This window comes from Colwellia sp. F1 (assembly GCF_056238625.1).
In genome coordinates, this window is sequence record NZ_JBWDLI010000004.1 from 177,243 (window position 1) to 198,742 (window position 21,500).

At 39.4% G+C, this 21,500-nt stretch carries 22 protein-coding genes; 2 read left to right on the plus strand and 20 right to left on the minus strand.

The features are described from left to right. Positions 1-24: 24 nt before the first annotated feature. From AC0UA9_RS05225 to AC0UA9_RS05275, 11 genes are all read right to left on the minus strand, one after another. Positions 25-1,209, minus strand: coding sequence for a multidrug effflux MFS transporter (locus AC0UA9_RS05225; protein ID WP_475657952.1), 1,185 nt, complete (start codon positions 1,207-1,209; stop codon positions 25-27). Between the two features lie 74 nt (positions 1,210-1,283). Beyond that, positions 1,284-2,510 carry a class I SAM-dependent methyltransferase gene (locus AC0UA9_RS05230; RefSeq protein ID WP_475657954.1) on the minus strand — a complete coding sequence of 409 codons (1,227 nt, stop codon included), beginning with the start codon at positions 2,508-2,510 and terminating at the stop codon, positions 1,284-1,286. 36 nt (positions 2,511-2,546) lie between these two features. Continuing rightward, positions 2,547-3,326: a DUF1365 domain-containing protein gene (locus tag AC0UA9_RS05235; protein WP_475657956.1), complete on the minus strand. Its 780-nt coding sequence runs from the start codon at positions 3,324-3,326 to the stop codon at positions 2,547-2,549. Positions 3,327-3,338: 12 nt separating this feature from the next. Then, entirely contained in the window at positions 3,339-4,598 is a 1,260-nt protein-coding gene (locus AC0UA9_RS05240; protein WP_475657959.1) for an NAD(P)/FAD-dependent oxidoreductase, read from the minus strand. Further along, entirely contained in the window at positions 4,595-5,314 is a 720-nt protein-coding gene (locus tag AC0UA9_RS05245) for an SDR family NAD(P)-dependent oxidoreductase (RefSeq protein WP_475658182.1), read from the minus strand. The genes AC0UA9_RS05240 and AC0UA9_RS05245 overlap by 4 nt, the downstream gene beginning before the upstream one ends. 5 nt (positions 5,315-5,319) lie before the next feature. Then, positions 5,320-5,781: a nuclear transport factor 2 family protein gene (locus AC0UA9_RS05250; protein WP_475657961.1), complete on the minus strand. Its 462-nt coding sequence runs from the start codon at positions 5,779-5,781 to the stop codon at positions 5,320-5,322. Between the two features lie 55 nt (positions 5,782-5,836). Next, entirely contained in the window at positions 5,837-7,234 is a 1,398-nt protein-coding gene (phrB, locus tag AC0UA9_RS05255; RefSeq protein WP_475657963.1) for a deoxyribodipyrimidine photo-lyase, read from the minus strand. 64 nt (positions 7,235-7,298) lie between these two features. Continuing rightward, the gene (locus AC0UA9_RS05260) at positions 7,299-8,258 is read right to left on the minus strand and encodes a YbgA family protein (protein ID WP_475657965.1); all 960 of its coding nucleotides are present in this window, start codon (positions 8,256-8,258) and stop codon (positions 7,299-7,301) included. 12 nt (positions 8,259-8,270) lie between these two features. After that, on the minus strand, positions 8,271-8,942 hold the full coding sequence (locus AC0UA9_RS05265) for a ChrR family anti-sigma-E factor (RefSeq protein WP_475657967.1): 672 nt from the start codon (positions 8,940-8,942) through the stop codon (positions 8,271-8,273). Then, positions 8,935-9,576, minus strand: coding sequence for a sigma-70 family RNA polymerase sigma factor (locus AC0UA9_RS05270; protein WP_475658185.1), 642 nt, complete (start codon positions 9,574-9,576; stop codon positions 8,935-8,937). Before AC0UA9_RS05270 ends, AC0UA9_RS05265 begins: the two co-directional genes overlap by 8 nt. Positions 9,577-9,695: 119 nt before the next feature. Further along, complete coding sequence (locus tag AC0UA9_RS05275) at positions 9,696-10,286, minus strand: LON peptidase substrate-binding domain-containing protein (protein ID WP_475657969.1); 591 nt, start codon at positions 10,284-10,286, stop codon at positions 9,696-9,698. Between the two features lie 181 nt (positions 10,287-10,467). Here AC0UA9_RS05275 and AC0UA9_RS05280 point away from each other — a divergent pair, with 181 nt between their 5' ends. Next, on the plus strand, positions 10,468-11,361 hold the full coding sequence (locus AC0UA9_RS05280; protein ID WP_475657972.1) for a TIGR01777 family oxidoreductase: 894 nt from the start codon (positions 10,468-10,470) through the stop codon (positions 11,359-11,361). Between the two features lie 15 nt (positions 11,362-11,376). On the opposite strand, the gene AC0UA9_RS05285 is transcribed toward AC0UA9_RS05280, so the two are convergent. The 7 genes from AC0UA9_RS05285 to AC0UA9_RS05315 all read right to left on the minus strand — a co-directional run bounded on the left by AC0UA9_RS05285 (position 11,377) and on the right by AC0UA9_RS05315 (position 18,364). After that, a complete protein-coding gene (locus AC0UA9_RS05285) occupies positions 11,377-11,967 on the minus strand; it encodes a DUF3833 domain-containing protein (RefSeq protein WP_475657974.1) in 591 nt (196 codons plus the stop codon). Then, positions 11,967-12,500 (minus strand): chalcone isomerase family protein, encoded by a 534-nt coding sequence (locus AC0UA9_RS05290; protein ID WP_475657977.1) that lies wholly within the window; start codon positions 12,498-12,500, stop codon positions 11,967-11,969. Before AC0UA9_RS05290 ends, AC0UA9_RS05285 begins: the two co-directional genes overlap by 1 nt. Continuing rightward, the gene (locus AC0UA9_RS05295; RefSeq protein WP_475657979.1) at positions 12,493-12,987 is read right to left on the minus strand and encodes a DUF2878 domain-containing protein; all 495 of its coding nucleotides are present in this window, start codon (positions 12,985-12,987) and stop codon (positions 12,493-12,495) included. Before AC0UA9_RS05295 ends, AC0UA9_RS05290 begins: the two co-directional genes overlap by 8 nt. 119 nt (positions 12,988-13,106) lie before the next feature. Further along, entirely contained in the window at positions 13,107-13,850 is a 744-nt protein-coding gene (locus AC0UA9_RS05300) for a MipA/OmpV family protein (protein WP_475657982.1), read from the minus strand. 271 nt (positions 13,851-14,121) lie between these two features. Beyond that, on the minus strand, positions 14,122-14,547 hold the full coding sequence (mutT, locus tag AC0UA9_RS05305; RefSeq protein ID WP_475657983.1) for an 8-oxo-dGTP diphosphatase MutT: 426 nt from the start codon (positions 14,545-14,547) through the stop codon (positions 14,122-14,124). 64 nt (positions 14,548-14,611) lie between these two features. Then, positions 14,612-17,320 (minus strand): preprotein translocase subunit SecA, encoded by a 2,709-nt coding sequence (gene secA, locus AC0UA9_RS05310; protein WP_475657984.1) that lies wholly within the window; start codon positions 17,318-17,320, stop codon positions 14,612-14,614. A 108-nt stretch (positions 17,321-17,428) separates the two neighbouring features. Beyond that, on the minus strand, positions 17,429-18,364 hold the full coding sequence (locus AC0UA9_RS05315) for a M23 family metallopeptidase (protein WP_475657985.1): 936 nt from the start codon (positions 18,362-18,364) through the stop codon (positions 17,429-17,431). Between the two features lie 121 nt (positions 18,365-18,485). Here AC0UA9_RS05315 and AC0UA9_RS05320 point away from each other — a divergent pair, with 121 nt between their 5' ends. Beyond that, entirely contained in the window at positions 18,486-19,001 is a 516-nt protein-coding gene (locus AC0UA9_RS05320) for a DUF721 domain-containing protein (protein ID WP_475657986.1), read from the plus strand. A 55-nt stretch (positions 19,002-19,056) separates the two neighbouring features. Here the strand turns inward: AC0UA9_RS05320 and lpxC are convergent, their stop codons facing one another. Together lpxC and ftsZ are read right to left on the minus strand one after the other, a co-directional pair. Beyond that, entirely contained in the window at positions 19,057-19,977 is a 921-nt protein-coding gene (lpxC, locus tag AC0UA9_RS05325; RefSeq protein WP_475657988.1) for a UDP-3-O-acyl-N-acetylglucosamine deacetylase, read from the minus strand. A 284-nt stretch (positions 19,978-20,261) separates the two neighbouring features. Further along, positions 20,262-21,425, minus strand: a complete 1,164-nt coding sequence (gene ftsZ / locus AC0UA9_RS05330; RefSeq protein ID WP_475657990.1) for a cell division protein FtsZ — start codon at positions 21,423-21,425, stop codon at positions 20,262-20,264. Positions 21,426-21,500: the final 75 nt, after the last annotated feature.

Below are 21,500 nucleotides of genomic sequence, written 5' to 3' on the forward strand. Positions count from 1 at the left end.
TAATGCATGCCAAGCTGCAGGCAATTAATGCGAGGTGAGCATAATGTGCTTTTTCACTCGAGGTGACTTCCATATCCCGTATACGGGAATAATCATCAGCATTAACAAAGCTAATTGCGCAGCTTCACTTATGGGTAATAATTGTAAAAAGTAAACAATAACCGCTGAGCCACTCATTTGTACAAAGCCTAATAGGGCAGAGGCAGAGCCTGCTTTTTCACCAAAAGGCGCCAGCGCTTGCCCTGCACAAGCCCCCATCAGTAGAGAAAAACCAAGTGAACTCACCATAATGGGTAGCATAAAAGCCACAGGGGTGTGCAATCCTAGCAAGGCTAACATCAGTAAACCTGCCACGCCTAACAGTACCATACCTAAACCTATGGTTACTCTAGCACCAAAGGCACGTAACACTCTGGGGGCTAAAGAGCAGGCAATAATATTAATCACAGCATTTAAGCTAAACCAATAAACAAAGTGCTGTTGATCTAGTCCTAAATTTACCATTAACCAAGCGGGTGAACTGCTAACGTAGGCAAGAATTATCGCCATAGATAGCATCACAACAAAGGCATTAAATATAAAAACAGGGTGTTTTAATACTGCTATAAACTGGGCAACATTAATAAACTTTTCCTGCTGTACTGCTGGATACGCTGGTTTTGTTTCTTTTAGCATAAAAAATAAAATCAAACCGGCAAAAACAGCATAGCCTGTCATAAAGTCAAAATTACTACGCCAACCAAACGACTCAGTTAACACATTACCTAACAAAGGTGCTAACGCCGGAATACAGCAAATAGCGCTATTTAAATAAGAATACATAACACCACTTTCAATCGCGTTATATTTATCACGCACACTCGCAAAGGCAGCAACTACTATCGCGCAAGCGCCAAAGCCTTGTAACAAGCGGCTAAGCAGAAAAAACGTTAAACTGTCTGAATAAGCCGCCGCAAGGGAGGCCAAGCCATAAATCACGATACCGCCGATAGCAACTGGCCTACGCCCGTATCGGTCTGCTAAAGGGCCGCTAATGAGTTGGCCGAACCCCAAGCTTAAAATAAAGATGGTGATGCTCCATTGTATTTTAGTCATGGACACGGCTAGCTCACCGGCCATCATAGGTAGCGCCGGTAAAAATATGTCGATGGCTAAAGGGCTAAAAATAACCATTAGGATCAATAGAGGCAACAGCTGTTTATTTGTCATATACGTCTCACTACGAAAGAGTGCGTAGTATAAGTTATTGACGTGCTGAGCAGAAGAGATTTACAGGTAAAACTTTATTTTCTTGCAACTAAATGCACTGTACTGATAGAGCGCTCTAAAAAAGCCCCTTCACAATAAGCAAAATAATATAGCCATAGCCTTTTAAAGGTTTCATCATAACCGTAGGGCTTCAAGTCTGACCATGACGCGATAAAGTTTTGTCGCCAATCATGTAAGGTTTTAGCGTAATCTAAGCCAATATCATCCAGGTTTTCTATCACCAAGTCACTGTGCTCAGTGATATGCTGGCTGAGTATGTTTATTGAGGGTAGAAAACCACCTGGAAAAATATACTTTTGAATAAAGTCAACGTTGCTTCTATATGACTCAAAACGTTGGTCAGCAATCGTTATTGCTTGAATAAGTAGTTTGCCACCGGGTTTTAAACGATCATTACATTGTCTAAAAAAACTCGGCAAAAATTCATAACCAACGGCTTCTATCATTTCAATAGAGACGACTTTATCAAACTCTCCTGTTAGGTCACGGTAGTCTTTTTTTAATAACGTAATTTGTCTTGTTAACCCAAGGGCTTCAACGCGCTCTTGTGTATAGGCGTATTGTGCATCTGATATCGTAGTGGTTGTTACTTTACAGCCATAATGCTGCGCAGCATAAATAGCTAAACCGCCCCACCCTGTGCCTATTTCCAATAAGTGATCGGTACTTTTGAGTGAAAGACGCTCACAAATAGTTTTTAACTTATAAGCTTGTGCCTCTGCTAAGGAGCTATCTTTTGTCGGATATATGGCTGATGAATACATCATTTTAGGGTCTAAAAATCGTGTGTATAACTCGTTTCCTAAGTCATAGTGCGCTAAAATATTACGTTTAGAACCCGACTGTGTATTTCGGTTTTGCCAATGAAATAATGCATTTTTAATGCGATTAGACCACGAACTTTTCGCTTCTAATGAGTCGGTTAATTGCTGCGCTTTAGCAAAGATTCGAATAACGTTAGTTAAATTAGGGCTGCTCCACTTACCTTCGATAAAAGATTCCGCCACACCTATGCTGCCACCTTTGACAAAATCTTGATACACACTCACATCATGAATGTGAATTTTTCCTTCTATAGTAGGATTGGTTGCCTGTGCTGGAAAAAAGTGATGCTTTGAACCTTCCACTACTTCAAGCTGACCATAACTAAGTTGCTCAAAAATAGAATACACAATTGCGCAGCAACGTTGCCCTAACCAGCTTGCTTTCTCTAATACGCTAACACCTTCAACTTGTTCCATTTTACTCTCCTAATAATGCTGTCACTAACTTATCGGCTATTCTTTTTGGTAGCCGATAAAGGGCACGCGCTTAATAAACAACTTCAATGCTTGCCAATAAATACCTAACACGACCTTGACTGTCATCACCGGTAACTGACACCAAACACGCAGTAAGTTCTTTTGGTTAAGTGCTTGTTTATCTAACATTAAGCTAGCATAAAATAATTTCTCTTCTTTATCGGTTAACGTGTTTTTACGTTTGTTTTCAATGTTGATTACGATATTGTCACTGTCTTTAGTTGGTGCTTTAACACGCCAGAAATACGACATATTCAAATCCATAAACGGTGAAACTTGAAAAGTCTTTTTGTTAACCTTTTTACTTTCACCGAGTAAATCAACGAGGTAGTAATGCCTTTCATTCCAGGGTGTATTACTTACTTCGGCCAGCATTTGGGTGCATTGTTCATTTTTGTTGTAGCAAAAATAAAAGTTAGCTGGGCTAAAATAGACACCAAAGCAACGCACTTGTACTAACATAACAATGCGATTGATATCATCATGGCCTGCTAACTGCTTCACTTTATTAGCTATACGTTCACTTAAGCCATAAGGTTCATTTGCTAAGTAATCTTTTTCAACAAAACGTAACGGGTGAAACCACGAGAAACCAAACAAGCCTATACCTTGTTTGGCTTGTTGCGCTTTTTCAATTTCGTCAACATCAAGTGCCAGCATATACAAGGTATAATTAAAACGATGCTTTTTAGGACTGAAGCGTCGATGCACAATATTGCCAAGGTAAATTTTGCTTTGCTCAAAAGTGACTGCCATTTTTTTTCCCTTTTAAGTACTTAACGTACAACCAAACCGTTTGGCAACTTCAACGGCACTTCTTACGCCGTCTTCATGAAAACCATTATGCCAATAGGCACCAGCGAAATGCGTATGGTTAATTCCGCATATTTTATTTCTTTTTTGCTGTGCTTGAATTGACTCACTGGAAAAAATGGGGTGGTGATAGATGAATTCTCTTAAAATAGCATCAGGCTTAATTGCCTCTTTTTGGTTTAACGTAACGCAAAAGGTATGTTCACTTTGAATGCCTTGTAAAATGTTCATATTGTAGGTAACGCTTGCGGCTTTACTGCGGTCTTGGCTAAGTTGATAGTTCCAACTTGCCCAAGCTTTTTTTCTTTTTGGTAATAAAGACTTGTCTGTATGCAAAACCACTGAGTTTTCACTGTAAGGCATAGCCGACAAAATAGCACGCTCTTGCTCTGTGGCATCATTTAACAAGGCTAGCGCTTGATCAGAATGACACGCGATCACCACCTCATCGAAGCACTGACTCTGCTCTTGATTAAAATGTATATGCACTTGGTGTTCACTGCGGGTAATACCGCTTATATCAGCATTTAGTTGGATGTTTTTTGCAAACGGTTGACACAGGGGGGGTAAATAACTCCGTGAACCATTAGGAATAACATACCATTGCGGCCTGTCTGCAATATTTAATAAGCCATGATTATGGAAAAACTGTACAAAGAATCTAAACTCAAAGTCTTCCATTTGTAATAAAGAGCTAGACCATATAGCAGCACCCATCGGTAAAATATAATGTTCAGCGAAAAAATCACTAAAGTTATTTTCTGCTAAAAACTTGCCTAATGTCATACCCTCTTGGTAGTTTTTTGAGTCGAATATCGCTTTACACTGCTGATTAAAACGCAGTATTTCTTTCACTAACTGCCAGAATTTTGGCCGAAATATATTGCGCCTTTGTGCAAACAAGGTGTTTAAGTTATGGCCATTGTACTCCATGCCCGTTTGACAGTTGTGTACTGAGAAGCTCATTTCTGTTGCTTGTTTGCCAATACCTATCTCGGCTAACAAGGCTAAAAAATTAGGGTAGGTTTTATCATTAAAAACAATAAAACCTGTGTCAATAGCAAAGGAGCTACCGCCTTTTTCTACATCAACAGTCGCGGTATGCCCGCCAATGTTGTCGTTTTTTTCAAAAACTGTAACCTTGTGCTTTTTAGATAAAAGATAAGCCGCTGTTAAACCTGAAATACCTGAACCAATAATAGCAATGTTTTTCATGACTTTTGCTTCCTTGAAATGATTTTTTGCCATACTGACGTTGGTAAAAATGATAATAATTTTAATAAAAGGGTTAATCGCTTAGGAAAATGTAAATAATGTTTGCGCTTAGCGACGCCTGCAATAATTCTACTCGCAGCTTGCTCACTGGAAATAAGAAATGGCATCGAGAATTTATTTTTGTCAGTTAAAGGGGTTTTAACAAAGCCGGGGTGCACTAAGGTGACCCCAATATGCTGCGCAAGTAAGTCTAAACGTAAGCTATTGGCTAAATAATCCATGCCAGCTTTTGATGCGCCATAAGCTTCGCTTCTTGGTAAAGGAAGTGTGGTAACACTCGAGCTGACAAAAACAACCTGTCCCCCAGTATTGACTTTAGGCAAGGTAAATTGCAATAACCACCCCAGCGAGGACAGATTTATTGCAATAATGTCTGCAAACAATTGGCCGTCAAAATGTTTGGCATCATCAATATAACGACAATCCCCCGCATTAAGAATGACCAGATCTAGCGCGGGGAGGTTTTGCAGTTGTTGCCCGATACTTTCAGGGTTATTCAAGTCAAATAAATAGGTCTTATAGGCGGTAGCCGACAATAAAGACAACTTTTTTTCATCTCTGCCACAGGCAATTACGTTATGACCAAGTGCTACGTATTTTTCAAATAAAGCGAGGCCGATACCTGAGGTTGCACCTGTAATTAAAATTGTGTTCATCGCCATTAGTTTGCCGCCTTAATTTTAATCCATTTGGTTAATTTACCGAAGAAAGGTAATTGCTCGTATAACATAGCGCCTAAGTCAAGATAATCTCTATGGTAAAAAACCTTATCGCCTTTACCTTTAATATGTGATGTTCCCGATACGGTAACTACTTTACCTTGGTTCAACTTGTGATGTTGATATGACATTGTCCAATAAATAGCGGCTTCATCTGCTTCTGTAATAACATGGTTGATAACAAAGGTACAAGATGACAAGTTTTGATATAAACCCTCAAAGTACTGATATAGTTCATCAATACCGTCAACCTGATGCATGGGATCAATAAAGACTACATTATTATGATAAATCGAGGTCAACAACGTTAGGTTACTGGGTGAGAGTGACTGGTAAGTGCTGATAAAGTTGGTCAACCATAGCGGTTTTTTAGCGGTTAAATCATTGGTAACATTCGTATGCATTTTTTCTACCCTGATGGTTTATTTAGTTAGTCACTCAAAGCAGGCTACTATCAGTTCATGACACTTTATAAAAAGATAACGCCTTAAGTCTGGCTTCTTTGTGCTCCACTATTGGCTTTACATAAATAGCCAAGTGGTGGTTGGCAATATACTGCGCTGGAAAGTGAATATGTTTATCTGGAATGTTTTCGAGTTCTGGTAAGTACTTACGTATGAACTTACCATTAGGATCAAATCGTTCACTTTGCCTTATTGGGTTAAAAATTCTAAAGTATGGCTGTGCATCACAACCAGTACTTGCCGCCCATTGCCAGCCACCATTATTTGACGCTAAATCACCATCAATTAAATGCTGCATAAAATACTTTTCACCCAAACGCCAATCAATCAACAGGTGTTTGGTTAAAAAGCTTGCTACCACCATACGTAAACGATTATGCATCCAACCGGTTTGGTTAAGTTGTCGCATGGCAGCATCAACGAGTGGGTAGCCAGTTTTTCCTTCACACCAAGCTTTAAACAGCACTTCATTATTGTGCCATTGCATGCCTTGATACTGCGCTTTAAAGCAGACATGCTTGCAGAGTTTTTGTTCATGAAATATGAGGTGTCGATAAAACTCACGCCAAATAATTTCGTTTAACCAAGCAAATCCTTCCGTGTCTGATGCCATTAATAAATCAGGTGAGTTATTTAATAATGCGATTAATACATAGCGAGGGCTAATAACACCGGCAGCCAAATAAGGTGATATACCCGACGTACCCTTTATCGATGGTATATCCCTTTGTTGCGCATAGGTATTAATTTTATTTTGAATAAAGTTGGGTAATGCGGTTTGCTCATACTCTGTAGCAAGTGGCCAAGCCGCTGACAAGCTGCTGGCTCGCTTGCTATTGTTATCGTCATGCTCAAATAAATGGTTAGCAGGTAAAGAAGCACTCACTTTCCCTAAGTAGTCAAAGCCAACTTTACGTACATAATTGAGCCAGGCTTTTTTAAATGGGGTAAACACCTTAAACATACTACCTGATTGATTTAATACCTTGCCCTTTGGCACGATAACATCGGCTTCATAGAGTATTAAAGGTACGCCTTGGGCTATGCAGGAAAGATCACGTTGCTGTTCATTAAATTCAAGTTCACTATTGGCAAATACCTTATCGATAGGGTGAGCTTTGCAATAATCCGTAAGGTAACTAATTTGTGCAGCAAAATCAGGTACTGATACTAATTCCAGCTCGATATTATAGTGTGCTAATTCTTTTACTAATGCATAAGCATGTCGTTTAATAAAGTCTATTTTTATCGGGGACCAATCGTGTGCAAACCACTGTTGTTCAGATATAAAGAACACCGCCTTACCAGGAGACTCTGACCCAGCTTGAGCCAAAAAGTAATGCAAGGCGGGGTTATCATGCGTTCTTAAGTCATTACGAAACCAAAGTATCAAACGAAAGTCCTTTTAATTATCAAAGTAGAAATAAAAAATGGCTAAGTGGAGCAAGCTGCCCATGTTAGTATGCGTATCTCAACCTTAACTCGGCAGGATAGGGTGATAAATAGGCTTGTTTGGCCAGATAGTCTTTCGGGTGTTGCAATAAGTAATGGTTAATCAGCGTTAATGGCGCGACTAATGGTACTAAACCTTTTCGATACGCTTCTATTTGCGAACACAACTCTTGTCGTTCATGACTGCTAAGGTGCTTAGAAAAGTACCCTTGTATATGCGCCAAGGTATTCGCATGCTTTTTACGTGTTGCAATAATACTTAAAGCATCCATCAATCCGGCGATGTAGGCTTTTGCCATGGCTTCTAAGGACAGATCTGCTCTGGCCAATAATTGCCCTAAAGCTTTATAAGCAACAAGATCATGACTCATCACCGTATATTTATACTGGCTATGAAACGTGGTGAGTTTGTGTTTTGTTAAGCCAGACGCTGTAAGGTCTTGCCAATGTTTATATGCATAAATTCTGGCAACAAAGTTTTCCCGTATAAGCGGGTCATTTAAACGGCCATTCTCTTCACACGGCAAGAGCGGATTAGCGGCCATAATTTCTTTGGCAAAAGCGCCCACGCCATCTGATACCAAGGCATTACCTTCAGGGCTATAGACCTTAACACGCTCCATACCGCAACTGGGACTTTTCGCACAAAAAACATAACCACTGAGATCTTGAGTCATACTGGCGACTTTTTTGCCATAAGCTTGTAATGCTTGCGTTACATCCCCCGTGCCATCTGGCCTAGAGACTGTGATAATATCATCTTTTTTTATTAACCGTATCGTCGGTCTAGGAATAGGTAAACCAATGGCAACTTCAGGACAATAAGCTTTATACGTGACATGTTGTCCTAACTCTCTAATACAAAAATGAGATGATTTGCTACTGGCATCAAAGCGAACTTTTTCGCCAATTAAACAAGCACTGACACCAATATGTAACTCTTCTTTTACAACGTTATGAATCATGCTGACTGCCTTTTAGTAAATAAATGCACCGATAGGATTAAGTAATTTATTGATGCCTTGGGTAAAGTGTAGCGCATCATTTGCAACTGTGTAGCATAAACAGCCTTGTGTTGAAACCGGATGATGCTGATGACTACCATCAAGCATTATAAAATCCCCTTTTACATACTCACCGTGTTCGTCATGAAAAGAGCCTTCTAGTATTAATGTGAGTTCAAAGCCCTTGTGTGTGTGTTCGGGCACGCTGCCGCCGGGTTGCATTTGTAATAAACTGGTATGTATTTCATTTTCGTTCAATTGAATACGAGAACGAGATAACTTACCAATATTAGCGGCTTTACTTATTGTCATGCCATGTAATGCGGGAGGTAAAACATACGTTTTGTTGTTAAAAACAACGTGCTTTTCAACCGTAGGTGTTGGCACAAACTCTGCTTCGGACGCAGTTATTTCTGCAATCATCAGTTCCATCGTTAACTCATTGTCTCCTGAAGCAACCGACAGACTGTCTTGATTATTACCTTCAAAGCTCATGGTGGCCACTTGTGCTGTTAATTGAGTAATTTGCTGCTGGCATTGAGGACACATTTGGGCATGAATAGCGATACCGGCTGATAATGATGCGGGTAGCTCACCATTAACAAATGCTTCTATCAAGGCAAATTTAGGGTGATGCTTAATCATGGTTGTCTCCTAACTGTACTTTGAGTTTTGCCAATGCTAAGCGTAAACGTGATTTTATCGTGCCAAGGGGCAAATTAAGGTGTTCTGCTAATTGTTCTTGTGACATTTCCATATAGTAAAAGCCTTTTACCACTTGCTGCTGTGCTTCTGGTAAGCAATCAATAATGCTTTGCAACTGCTTGTTTTCTAGGTGATCACTAAAATATTCTGTATTGTTGCTCAATTCTTCTCCCGCAAGCCCTTCAACCACCGGCCAAATATCATCACTGAGGTTATCTTCCTTATTCCCTTTAATTTTACGTAAAATATCAAAAGTAACATTACGCATGATGGTATATACCCAGGTTGTAGCAGCGCCTTTTTGGGGGTCAAATAAATGGGCTTTTCGCCATACGTTGCTCATGGTGTCTTGCACAACTTCACAGGCTTGGGTGTCATTTGAAAACTTGCTTTGGGCTATGCGCTGAATTTTGGGTGCAAAAAACTGAAACAAATGCGTGAAGGCAATTTTGTCTCGTGATGTTGCCACTGCTTCAAGCCATTGACAAAGTTGAGGATGATTTATTTTTTCTGGCATGTGGTTAGATTTACCACTTGTCACTTTACTTAGCAAGAGAGTTTGCATCGGTTTGATCACCAAAGGCTTTAGTATAACTTGTCTATTTATACGAGGGCGATTAAATAAAGATCACTCTTAGGCTAACTTTTTTGAATTATTTACTCATAGTGCTAAGAAAAAGCTTACATAACCATTTATTCGCTAAAAATAATCGATTGAACAAAATCTTTTGCTTCCTCGTAATTATGGTTGTGAATAAAGGTCGCTTTAATGTCTAAGTCAACAGGAATAAGCTCTAACCACCTTGCAACAACCCAATGAGCATTGTTAGTGGTTTTATCGACATAAAGCTTATTGAGCAAAGGGTTTTTGTCAAACACTTCTTCTAACAACTGAGATAGGCTATCGGCAATAATAGGTTCATTTTTCTCTGCCCAATGTGCAATGGTAGACACGGCAGCGAAATGCAAATTATCATTATCTTTATCTATGGATAAAATATTGACTAACGATCTACACTTCACATCGATTTCTAAAATACCGTCATCACCTTGATCAAAATTAATAATTTCAACCCAACTGCCCCAAAAAACATCAGGGGTATTTTTTACATCCGCGTTTTGTAAACCTTTGTTATTAAGACAAATAACAAACCCTTGCTCTTTGCTGGCTATTTTTACCATGCGTAAATAGCGTGCTTCAAAAATCCGTAAACGGGTTATCCCCCCAGGTAAAATAAAAATGGGTAGAGGAAATATAGGTAGCGTTAAGGTTTTGTTCTGCATATTTTTTGCCCCTCATTTATACTTGCTTATATAATAGACGATATATATACGAGGCAAAGTGTATAAACGATCATTAGTGCAGTAATTAACCTTAATGCTAGCGGCATTAGTGAATTATTATGATCTAAAGTCCATTGCTCGCGTATTGGTGTTGTAACCTAAACTTTCATGAGGAAGCTTTATGAATATTCTTATTACCGGCGGTACCGGGCTTATTGGTAAAAAACTAATTAGTACCTTACAAACCTTAAAAGCCAATATAACCGTATTGACTAGGGATTGTGATAAAGCCGCTAACATTTTAGGTAATCACGTTAACTTAATTGAGACTTTATCGCTTGCTACTATTGAAAGCCAAGACACCATAATAAACTTGGCGGGTGAGCCAATTGCTGATAAACGCTGGTCTGCTAGTCAAAAAGAGAAAATATGCCAAAGCCGTTGGCACATTACACAGACACTGGTTAACCTCATAAAACAAGCCAATACACCACCTAAATTACTTATATCGGGTAGCGCTATTGGTATTTATGGTAAACAGTCTACTTTATCTATTGACGAAGAGTTTACCAAATACCACCCAGAGTTTGCCCACGAGGTTTGTAGCAAATGGGAAAGTATTGCGCTGAATGCTGCAAGTGATAAAACGCGGGTAGCCATATTACGCACCGGTGTCGTTTTAGCTGCTGACGGTGGTGCTTTGCAAAAAATGGCTTTGCCTTTTAAATTATATTTAGGATCTAGTTTAGGTAGTGGTAATCAAATCATGTCTTGGATACATATTGCAGACATGGTTGCTGCTATTTTATATATACTTGAAAACCAATCGCTGCAAGGTGCTATTAACCTCACAGCACCACAGCCTGTGACAAATAAGCGTTTTAGCCAAGCATTTGCTGCTTCACTGCGCAGACCTTGCTGGTTCTCTACACCAGCTTGGTTGTTAAAGCTACTTTTAGGTGAAATGTCAGAGATTTTATTATATGGCCAACATGTTGTGCCAAAAAAGTTAACAACCTCGGGGTTTTCATTTCAATACAAAACGATAGACAGCGCGTTTAACAGTTTCAGATGAAATTGTACTTAAGCGTTAACTTATCCCTGCTATCTGGCACTTTTTTGACTCGGTATTTTTATCAAAAAATAAGGTTATCTCGGCGGCTTTTAGGCCAAATTTATTCATTGTAGTACGATTAAAAACCCGATGTTCATCTAGTTGGTACATCCAGTCGTCCATAGTAAACTGGTATGTTTCATCATCTATTGGTACTAATAATGTGTATTGCCATTGAAAAGCATGGCCTGATTGTGTGCCTTTTGCAATACCCACCACATCCTCTGCTGAACCCGCATATTTATTATTTGCTAGCTTAGTCAGTTGCCATGTTCTCTCACTTATTTCACCATCGTTAAAGTAAAAAACTTCTGCCAGCTCTCCTTGGTCAGTTTGCCAGGTACCGTTAAGCTCCACACAAAAGCGTCGGGTAACTTGGTTGGTATAGTCTTGTACCATACCCCAACCAATAAGCTCACCGGTAAAGTAACGTTTAATATCAAATTTAGGGTTAGTGCCTTGGTAATCGTTAATACCAGCACTACAGCTACTAATTAGTATTAATAAAAAACTTAGCGACAATGGTTTTAAAACATTTAATTTTTTTTCTTTTGGCTTAATTAACATTATTCTCTTGCTCCTAGTAACTGCCGCCTTAATACCGCCTGGCTTGTATTGGGCGATAACCATATAGCCAAAAATAATTGACTAAAGTTTTCTGCTGCAATATGGCCTACCTTTATATTATTAAAATAGAATGTAGACTGTTTATTGTGCACCAACATCGCTAATTTATCGCCTGAAGATATATTCGGCCATATTGTTTTTAATTGTGGAATAAATTCACGGTATTGCGCTTTAGGTATATTCAAATGCTGCCATTGTTCAACGGTACGCTTGAGCAAGTCATCGGTAGTAATACCTTTTAAATACTCTATTTCAAAAAGCAGTAATTCGGGTGGTTCGTCATACAAATAAGTGCCTGATTTTGTATAGAGGGTACTGTTATAAATATCCCAAAATAAAACTGAAAACTTAGCTTTACCTACGGGTTTAATATTTAACGTGTTAATGCTTAACTCGTTAAGGTTGCTATATTCGTTGGCTTCCGATATCGCGGTAGCCAATGTTATATAAGCTATTAGCAAAAACTTAACCATTGCGCTTCTCCTGTAAATAGAATATTTCCTTTAAATGGAAAAAAAGCATCATTAATACAGACCAAATTACGGCTAATATAAAATAAGTCGTCAGCAGCGAAAAACCAAAGTTCATTACCGTTAACGATGCCCCTGCTATATAGCTGAGCGGGGGGAATATAAACCCTACAGCGAACTGTAATATTTTAGAACGTGCCAAAAAATGCAAACCATGCGCTATTGTCGCGGCAAATGCCAGCCATAACATCATTAACCATATTGGAATAACCAGTTGTTCTTTAAATTGAAAAACATCTAAAAATAACAAACTCGAATCCAGTAAAATACCAATGATGGCGACCGACATAATTAATTTGCATTCTGCTACGCGCTGTTTACAGCAATATACATGTAAACCAAGCCATAAAAGCACAACAGGAATAAAGCGCTCTTCTAAGAGAATAAGGCCAAACCACGAGATGTTAAAACCGATAATATTAAGTAACATAATAATAGTTGGTCATCGATAATTGATAGCTTTACCTACTATACGGTTGAAATGCGGTTTTAGATTACTATTATCAAATTTATTCAACACTAAAGTTAAATAAAAGAGTAAAAATGTGATTAAAATCTACGGCTATATAAAAGTCTAATACTTAAATTAGAATGATTTTCAACTAGCGGACTATCGGTTATTCCAGCGTTGAACCAGGTATGGCGAAAGCTAAGCTGGGTAAAACCACCCCAAATAATTGGCGTCGATATTGATAAACCAAGGCCAGTGTTAACACCTCCCTTACCAATATATGCATTTCTGCCCTCGGTAAGTTCATTTTTGCCGACACCATAGTAGTAATTTACATGGTTACTATCTACATAGTTCAATACTAGGCTGGGCTCAACAAAAATGGGGCCAAACCTAAGGGTATGGGCAATAGTAGCAGCAAGCTCCATACCGCCGGAGCGATTTAATAGATCAAACATTGATGATATACGAACTTTCCAATCATTTTTTTGATAATGCAGCCCAACACCTGCATCCATTGAAGATTTTCTTTCCTTCATACCTTCAAAAATGTCACTGTCTGTGTTTTTGTAGCCTTGAAATCTAGGGGCTACTTGAACTAACACCTTCATATCAGCCAGGTTTGCTACGTCATAACTAATAAAAGGCCCATAAACTGTTAGCTTTTCACCTCGGTACCCAATAATCGGCAATAGTATATTTCGCCTGTTGTAGCCTTTGTATATTTCTTTATTTGTACTTAAACCAATACCATATAAAAAGCCGGAAGTATCCTGCGGCTTTTGTGCAAAAGATGATAATGAAAGAAAAAGTAGGAGGACTACACTCAGCTTTTTACACATGACTTTATTTACTCCTTTAAATAGGTTGTGTTAATTTTATGCGATTGATATACGTTGTATAGTACTTTATCGATTTATTTTTAGGGTTAATTTGTCCGTTCACTTACCTCAATATACCTATGAGTATAAGTCGTATGTATTGTACGCATATTGAGTTTTTAACAAAGAAGGGGATGGGAAATGATGTATAAGCGCTTAATTAAGTTAAGCGCTTCGTGCGCGTTAGTGGTAGAAAACACAGTAAGTGTAAACTTAACAATAGTGCTAGTAGTTAAAGCTTGCGCTTAACCAATTCTGCTATGATGTTTTGATTTGCCGCTGGAAAATTTAGCTGTTGAAGCGCTTCAAGTGAAAACCATCCTTGCCCCTGCCCTTCTTGTGCACAAGGCTCGCCGGTATAGTTGTCGACAATAAACACATCGAGACAGACTTTGGTTTTATTACCATTATTCTCTAGGTAGGTGTGATGAATAGTGGTTAACGGTTGACAGCTAAGTACATTGATCGCGATTTCTTCATTGAGCTCTCTAGCCAGAGCTTGTGCAACCGTTTCGTGCTGCTCAACTTTACCGCCGGGGAACTCCCATTTACCACCTTGGTGGGCAGTAGTAAGGCGCTTGGTGAGAAAGTACTGCGTTGTTTGTTGCTCGTTGGTTGAAATAATAACACCAACGGCTACATGAATAGTTTTAGTCATTTTAACATTCGACTCTAACGCCTCGCTTCTAGAAGCGAGGCGTTAGAGGTAAGTTTTTTAATTGTTAGGTTAATTTGCCATGGCATTGTTTATATTTTTTACCTGAGCCACATGGGCAAGGCTCATTACGACCAACGCGTGGAACTTGTGGTTTATTATCAATGCCTTCTGCACTTTCATGCTTAAGCTCTGTCGTGACTTCTGATTTTCTATGCTGCTCCTCTACCGCTTCAACGTCAGACTCTGCTTTGATTTGTACTTTCGATAAAATACCCACCACATCATATTTTAAGTTATCTAACATTTCCGTGAATAACTCAAATGACTCACGCTTAAACTCTTGTTTAGGGTTTTTCTGAGCATGAGCACGCAAACCAATACCTTGGCGTAGGTGATCCATAGCGGCTAAGTGCTCTTTCCAGTGTGAATCTAAGCTTTGCAACATAACGGCTTTTTCAAATTGGCGCAGCACATCCGCACCAACCAATGCTTCTTTATCTTTATAGGCTTGTTCGAATTCACTAATAATTCTTTCTCGTAAACTTTCTTCGTGTAGTGTTTTGTCTTCCTCTAGCCATTGGGCAATAGCTAAAGGGGTGTTAAATTCGCCTTTAAGTTGCTCTTCTAAACCCGCAACATTCCACATTTCGACTAAAGATTGTCGTGGAATATGCTGATCAATCACACCGTTGATAACATCACCGCGAATATTATCAATCACGTCAGCAATTTCAGCCTCATCTAATAATTCATTACGTTGTTCATAAATAACACCACGTTGGTCATTGGCAACATCGTCATACTCAAGCAGTTGTTTACGCATGTCGAAGTTACGGCTTTCAACTTTACGCTGAGCATTTTCAATACTGCGCGTTACCCATGGGTGCTCAATTGCCTCGCCATGCTCCATACCGAGTTTACGCATCATATTTGAAATGCGCTCTGAGGCAAAAATTCGCATCAGTGAGTCTTCCATAGAAAGATAAAATCTTGTTGCGCCTGGGTCACCTTGACGCCCAGAACGGCCACGCAGTTGGTTATCAATACGGCGTGATTCATGGCGCTCTGTCGCAATTATTTTTAAACCACCTAACTCAAGCACGCGTTCATGGTCTTTTTTCCATTGTGCTCTGAGCTTTTCGATTTGCTCTTCTGTTGGTTGCTTGCCGCCTTTTGATAAGTCTGCAATGGCTGCATTTAAGTTACCGCCGAGTACAATATCAGTACCGCGACCCGCCATATTGGTGGCAATAGTGACGGCAAACTCTCGCCCAGCATCGGCAACAATTTCAGCTTCTTGTGCATGAAACTTAGCATTTAATACTTTATGCTTTATCTTAGCTTTCTTTAACAAGCTTGATAAAAACTCCGAGGTTTCTATAGAGATTGTACCGACTAATACGGGTTGCCCACGTTTAACACAGTCTTTAATGTCTTCTAAAATCGCTTCAAATTTTTCTTCTTCGGTAAGGTAAATTAAATCAGGCATATCATTACGTATCATCGGACGATGAGTAGGCACAATAACAGTTTCTAAACCATAGATATGTTGAAATTCAAATGCTTCAGTGTCTGCGGTACCTGTCATTCCTGAAAGCTTCTCATAAATTCTAAAGAAGTTTTGGAAGGTAATAGAGGCAAGTGTTTGGTTTTCATTCTGAATTTTTACGCCTTCTTTCGCTTCTACCGCTTGATGTAAACCTTCTGACCAACGACGGCCTTCCATAGTACGACCGGTATGCTCATCAACGATAACAATTTCACCATCTTTAACAATGTAGTCGACATCTTTTTGGAATAGTTTATGTGCACGTAAGGCAGCCATAACATGATGTAATAAGGTGATATTAGCTGCGGAGAAAAGTGTATCGCCTGCTTGTAACAAACCTTTTTCAGCCATTATTTCTTCAATATGTATTTGGCCACGCTCTGTAAGGTATATTTGCTTGGCTTTTTCATCTATGGTGAAGTCACCCTCAACAAAGTCTTCAGATTGACCAGTGTCTTCATCTTTATCTTCTTCATTTTGCAGTTGCAGATCAGGGACGAGTGCATTTATCGCTAAATATAATTCAGAGCTGTCTTCTGCCTGGCCTGAAATAACCAATGGTGTGCGTGCTTCATCAATAAGAATCGAGTCAACTTCATCAATGATGGCAAAATTTAATTTTTTTTGTGAGCGTTCTTCTGGCGAGAAAACCATGTTATCACGTAAGTAATCAAAGCCAAATTCGTTATTGGTACCATAAGTGATGTCAGCTTGATAAGCGGCTTGTTTCGCTTGTGCAGACATGCCAGCAATGTTACAGCCAACGGTTAAGCCTAAAAACTCAAATAATGGCCGGCTCCAATCAGCATCACGTGTTGCTAAGTAGTCATTCACAGTAATAACATGGACGCCATCACCTGTTAGTGCATTGAGGTATGAGGGTAAGCTTGCTGTTAAAGTTTTACCTTCACCTGTACGCATTTCAGCTATTTTGCCGTCATTTAAAACCATGCCGCCAATCATTTGTACATCAAAATGACGCATACCGAGTACACGTTTACCGCCTTCACGTACAACAGCAAAGGCTTCAGGTAATATATCAGATAAGGTTTCGCCTTTAGCTAAACGTTCTTTAAATTCCGTTGTTTTCGCTTTTAACTCTTCATCGCTAAGCGCTTCGAAGACTGGTTCTAGCGCATTAATTTTTTTTACTTCTTTGTCCATTTTTTTGATGAGACGATCATTACGGCTACCAAATATTTTTGTTAAAAAATTTACAAACATCTTATTAAACCATTTAGTGAAATTTAGCGCCTAAAAAAATTGGCACATTGAGTGAATATTATTATTGTAGTTTTACCGAAATATCAGCGCTGCCTACACTTATTGTCATTACTTAGCTTTACGATAAACAAACTTGAGCGGGTCTATTTGTTTGTTATTATGCAAAATTTCATAGTGCACATGAGGCCCTGTAGAGCGCCCTGTACTGCCCATTTTAGCGATCACCTGCCCCTTAGTGATCACATCTCCCGTATTAACTAATAAAAGCTTATTATGACCATAGCGTGTTTTCAAACCATCACCGTGGTTAATTTCTATAAGGTAACCATATCCGTGTCTATCGCCTGACCAACTAACAACCCCCGAAGCTGTGGCAATGATATCACCATCTTCTTTACCAGCAAAATCAATCCCTTTATGTAAAGTTGCTCGGCCATTGAAAGGATCTTTGCGAACACCATAATATGAAGAGAGCCAACCTTTTTTAATAGGCCGACCAGACAGGTAACGGGTATTTTCTATATGGTGACCTAAGCTCAAAGATTCAAGCATATTTAGTTTATTTTCTTCGTGATTGAGTGATTTTTCCAGGTCAGTTATTTCGTTCAATAATTGGGCAAAAGTTTTTTGACTAACGCCCACAGGGGTTGATGAAGGGCCACCACTGACGGGTAACTTGCTTAAATTGAATTCTTGATCGGGAATATTGGCGGTTTCAGCTAAGCGCTCACCTAAGGCATTTAACCGCAGTGCGTGGCTTTGCAATTCTGCTAGTTTTATTGTTAGCGCAGTGATTTGTTTTTTCTTTAACGCTATTATTTTTAGATTTTTTTCGCTATTACTCGCTATACTTTCGTTTAAGTTTGAGGCGTGAGAAGCTAAGTATTGTGTAGAGTTATTGGGCTGGCTATCTTTTGACAAGACCAAGTGCACCATTGCACCAGAAAGCAGGGAAAACGCTAAAATTGCAGAAAGCCAATGCAGCTTTTTAAGACGCATTGAAAATCTTACATTCTTTCCTCGGTATAGTAGTGTTAAACTCATATATGTTTCTTAATACTTTTATACTTAATATTCATTGCTATGACTTAAAATGCTGAGACTGGCGCGCCGTTAGCTGCTTAATTCTAGCCCTTAATATTGGTTAATGATTTGCGATAAAACCATGGCAAGACGACCTAAAGCCCCAAAAGATATGACAAGCCTGTTTAATTCAACGACAGGCACTTTGGCACAAATTCAAGCAAAAACCAACTCTTTGCACTTATTGTCTGACATTGTACGACAAATATGCCCTGACCTACCAGAAGATGCGTTCAAAATAGTTAATTTTATGCGCACAACCTTAATCCTTGAAGTGAAATCACCCGCTTGGGGGCAAAGATTACAATTTGAGCGCAATACTATTTGCTCTGCGTTAGTTAGGCAGACCCAGGGACAGTTTTCACACATCGAAATAAAAGTAAACCCTCAAGGGCACCGACAAACTCCTAACCAGAATACCTATCAACAGAGCACACCACAAAATAATACAGTGCAGGCTCAAATAATACCCAAAGGCTCAGTGCAAACTATGTCAGCCAACACCGCTGCGCATTTATTAAAAATTGCTAAGACTGCTCCTAAAGGGCTAAAAGAAAAATTAGAGAAATTAGCGGCTAATGCAAGCCAGAATAAATAAAAAAACCGAGACATGCTCGGTTTTTGGGTGGTAATTCCATTGAAAAAGCGACAGCTTAAAAAGCTGTCGCATTTACTTCTTGGTATTCTATGGGTGAGCTCAGCTTGTCATCTTCATACGTTACCCACTCCCAAGCGTCTGTCTGCTTGAAAACTTCTCTAAGCAATTTATTGTTTAAGCCATGGCCTGACTTAAAAGCGTTAAGCTCACCTAAAATACTTGCACTCCCCATATAAAGGTCGCCAATGGCATCAAGTATTTTATGTTTGACAAATTCATCATCGTAACGTAACTCATTTTTATTAAGCATACGATACTCATCCAGTACAATTGCATTTTCTAAACTACCACCTAAAGCAAGATTATGAGAGCGGAGAAACTCAATATCTTTCATAAAACCAAAGGTACGAGCACGGCTAATTTCTTTAATAAAAGAACAACTAGAAAAATCCATACTCATTGTTTGGCAGGTGTTAGTAATAACAGGATGATTAAACTCTATAGCAAAGTTTACTTTAAAACCTTCATAAGGTAGTAGCTCAGCCCACTTATCATCTTCCTCAACGCGTATTGCTTTTTTAATTCTTAAAAACCGTTTTGCGGCATTTTGTGTTTCTATGCCTACCGATTGAATTAAGTAAACAAATGGCAGTGCACTGCCATCCATAATAGGGATTTCGGGTGCGTCAACATCAATAATTAAATTATCAATTCCCAAGCCTGCAACAGCAGAGAGCAAGTGTTCTACAGTAGACACTTTAACTTGCTGTTCGTTAACCAAACAAGTACATAAGGTTGTTTCCCCTACTGCCTCTGGCGTTGCTTTAATATCGACAACAGGGTCAAGGTCAACACGGCGAAATACAATACCAGTGTTTGCAGGCGCAGGACGGAGAGTAACCTGCACCTTTTCACCTTTATGTAAACCAACCCCTACGGTTGAAACGCTTGTTTTTAATGTACGTTGCTTAATCATTTTAGCTTCGCCTTTGCTTGTTTTTTTGCTTGTTTGTTGCTGACGTTACATTGCCTATGCGAACCTTCGAACAGGCCGCCTAGTTTCTGCGGGCACATAATATAACAAATAAACGGACAAAATTCAAAATTCATTCATTTTGGCATTTGTTTTGCTTTGTTAAAGCCCCTCAGTAGTAACTTAGTTACGGCAATTTAAACTTACCCGCACTTGCTCCCACTACCATTAATAGCAGTCTTTCTACTGTAAATAGCTTGTATACGCTTTGCTTATACTACTTGTTACTAGTCTGCCTGCTTACGTAAAAAGGCAGGGATATCTAGATAGTTATCAAGATCAGCATGGGCAACTTTTTGTGCATTACTGTCTGTCATTGCTATTGGTTCTGCCGCTGCTTCAGGCTGTGGTGCTGCTGATGGTGCATAATCAGAGCCAACGGCTCTTTGTTCAACCATTGGTGCTGGATTAACCAAGGTAATATCTGGCTTACTCTCAGCACCAATACCAGTAGCAACAACTGTTACTCGTAGTTCTTCTGTCATTTCTGGGTCAATTACTGCACCCACAACCACAGTGGCATTTTCACTGGCAAATGCTTTAACGGCGTTACCAACTGTTTCAAACTCATCAATGCTGATGTCCATCCCCGCAGTAATATTAACTAAAATACCGCGAGCACCTGCTAAATCAACATCTTCAAGTAACGGGCTTGATATTGCTGCTTCAGCTGCTTCTTCTGCTCGGTCTGGGCCTGATGCAATACCAGAACCCATCATGGCTGTGCCCATTTCTGACATAACCGTACGCACATCGGCAAAATCGACGTTAATTAAGCCTGGACGAGTGATTAACTCAGCAATACCTTGCACCGCGCCCAACAAAACATTATTTGCTGCTTTAAAAGCGTCTAATAAGCTCGTTCCTGGACCTAATACCTTTAACAGCTTTTCATTAGGGATAGTAATCAGTGAATCTACACTTTTAGACAATGCTTCTATGCCTTGCTCAGCATAGTTCATGCGCTTTTTGCCTTCAAAAGGAAATGGTTTGGTGACTACTGCCACGGTTAAAATACCCATTTCTTTGGCCACTTCAGCAACTACAGGCGCTGCACCGGTACCAGTGCCGCCACCCATGCCAGCAGCGATAAAGATCATATCGGCACCTTTGATGGTTTGCATTACTGTTTCGCGGTCCTCTTCTGCTGCTTCACGACCAATATTAGGGTTAGCACCGGCGCCTAAGCCTTTGGTAACATCATTTCCTAACTGTAAGGTAACATCAGCCGATGAGTTACGTAGTGCTTGCGAGTCTGTATTAGCAGTAATAAACTCAACACCCTCAATAGTTTGGGTAACCATGTGCTCAACAGCATTACCACCGCCACCACCAACACCGATGACTTTAATCACCGCTTCTTCGTTATGATCTTCCATTAATTCAAACATGATTCTCTCTCCGTTTTCTACTTAATTTGCCAGAAAAATTCTGACCTACAAACTTCACCTACATCGCACTAATAA

Coding starts and splice junctions, on each gene's coding strand:
- AC0UA9_RS05225 (WP_475657952.1), bottom strand. CDS start 1,209: ATGACAAATAAACAGCTGTTGCCTCTATTGATCCTAATGGTTATTTTT.
- AC0UA9_RS05230 (WP_475657954.1), bottom strand. CDS start 2,510: ATGGAACAAGTTGAAGGTGTTAGCGTATTAGAGAAAGCAAGCTGGTTA.
- AC0UA9_RS05235 (WP_475657956.1), bottom strand. CDS start 3,326: ATGGCAGTCACTTTTGAGCAAAGCAAAATTTACCTTGGCAATATTGTG.
- AC0UA9_RS05240 (WP_475657959.1), bottom strand. CDS start 4,598: ATGAAAAACATTGCTATTATTGGTTCAGGTATTTCAGGTTTAACAGCG.
- AC0UA9_RS05245 (WP_475658182.1), bottom strand. CDS start 5,314: ATGAACACAATTTTAATTACAGGTGCAACCTCAGGTATCGGCCTCGCT.
- AC0UA9_RS05250 (WP_475657961.1), bottom strand. CDS start 5,781: ATGCATACGAATGTTACCAATGATTTAACCGCTAAAAAACCGCTATGG.
- AC0UA9_RS05260 (WP_475657965.1), bottom strand. CDS start 8,258: ATGATTCATAACGTTGTAAAAGAAGAGTTACATATTGGTGTCAGTGCT.
- AC0UA9_RS05265 (WP_475657967.1), bottom strand. CDS start 8,942: ATGATTAAGCATCACCCTAAATTTGCCTTGATAGAAGCATTTGTTAAT.
- AC0UA9_RS05275 (WP_475657969.1), bottom strand. CDS start 10,286: ATGCAGAACAAAACCTTAACGCTACCTATATTTCCTCTACCCATTTTT.
- AC0UA9_RS05280 (WP_475657972.1), top strand. CDS start 10,468: ATGAATATTCTTATTACCGGCGGTACCGGGCTTATTGGTAAAAAACTA.
- AC0UA9_RS05285 (WP_475657974.1), bottom strand. CDS start 11,967: ATGTTAATTAAGCCAAAAGAAAAAAAATTAAATGTTTTAAAACCATTG.
- AC0UA9_RS05290 (WP_475657977.1), bottom strand. CDS start 12,500: ATGGTTAAGTTTTTGCTAATAGCTTATATAACATTGGCTACCGCGATA.
- AC0UA9_RS05295 (WP_475657979.1), bottom strand. CDS start 12,987: ATGTTACTTAATATTATCGGTTTTAACATCTCGTGGTTTGGCCTTATT.
- AC0UA9_RS05300 (WP_475657982.1), bottom strand. CDS start 13,850: ATGTGTAAAAAGCTGAGTGTAGTCCTCCTACTTTTTCTTTCATTATCA.
- mutT (WP_475657983.1), bottom strand. CDS start 14,547: ATGACTAAAACTATTCATGTAGCCGTTGGTGTTATTATTTCAACCAAC.
- secA (WP_475657984.1), bottom strand. CDS start 17,320: ATGTTTGTAAATTTTTTAACAAAAATATTTGGTAGCCGTAATGATCGT.
- AC0UA9_RS05315 (WP_475657985.1), bottom strand. CDS start 18,364: ATGAGTTTAACACTACTATACCGAGGAAAGAATGTAAGATTTTCAATG.
- AC0UA9_RS05320 (WP_475657986.1), top strand. CDS start 18,486: ATGGCAAGACGACCTAAAGCCCCAAAAGATATGACAAGCCTGTTTAAT.
- lpxC (WP_475657988.1), bottom strand. CDS start 19,977: ATGATTAAGCAACGTACATTAAAAACAAGCGTTTCAACCGTAGGGGTT.
- ftsZ (WP_475657990.1), bottom strand. CDS start 21,425: ATGTTTGAATTAATGGAAGATCATAACGAAGAAGCGGTGATTAAAGTC.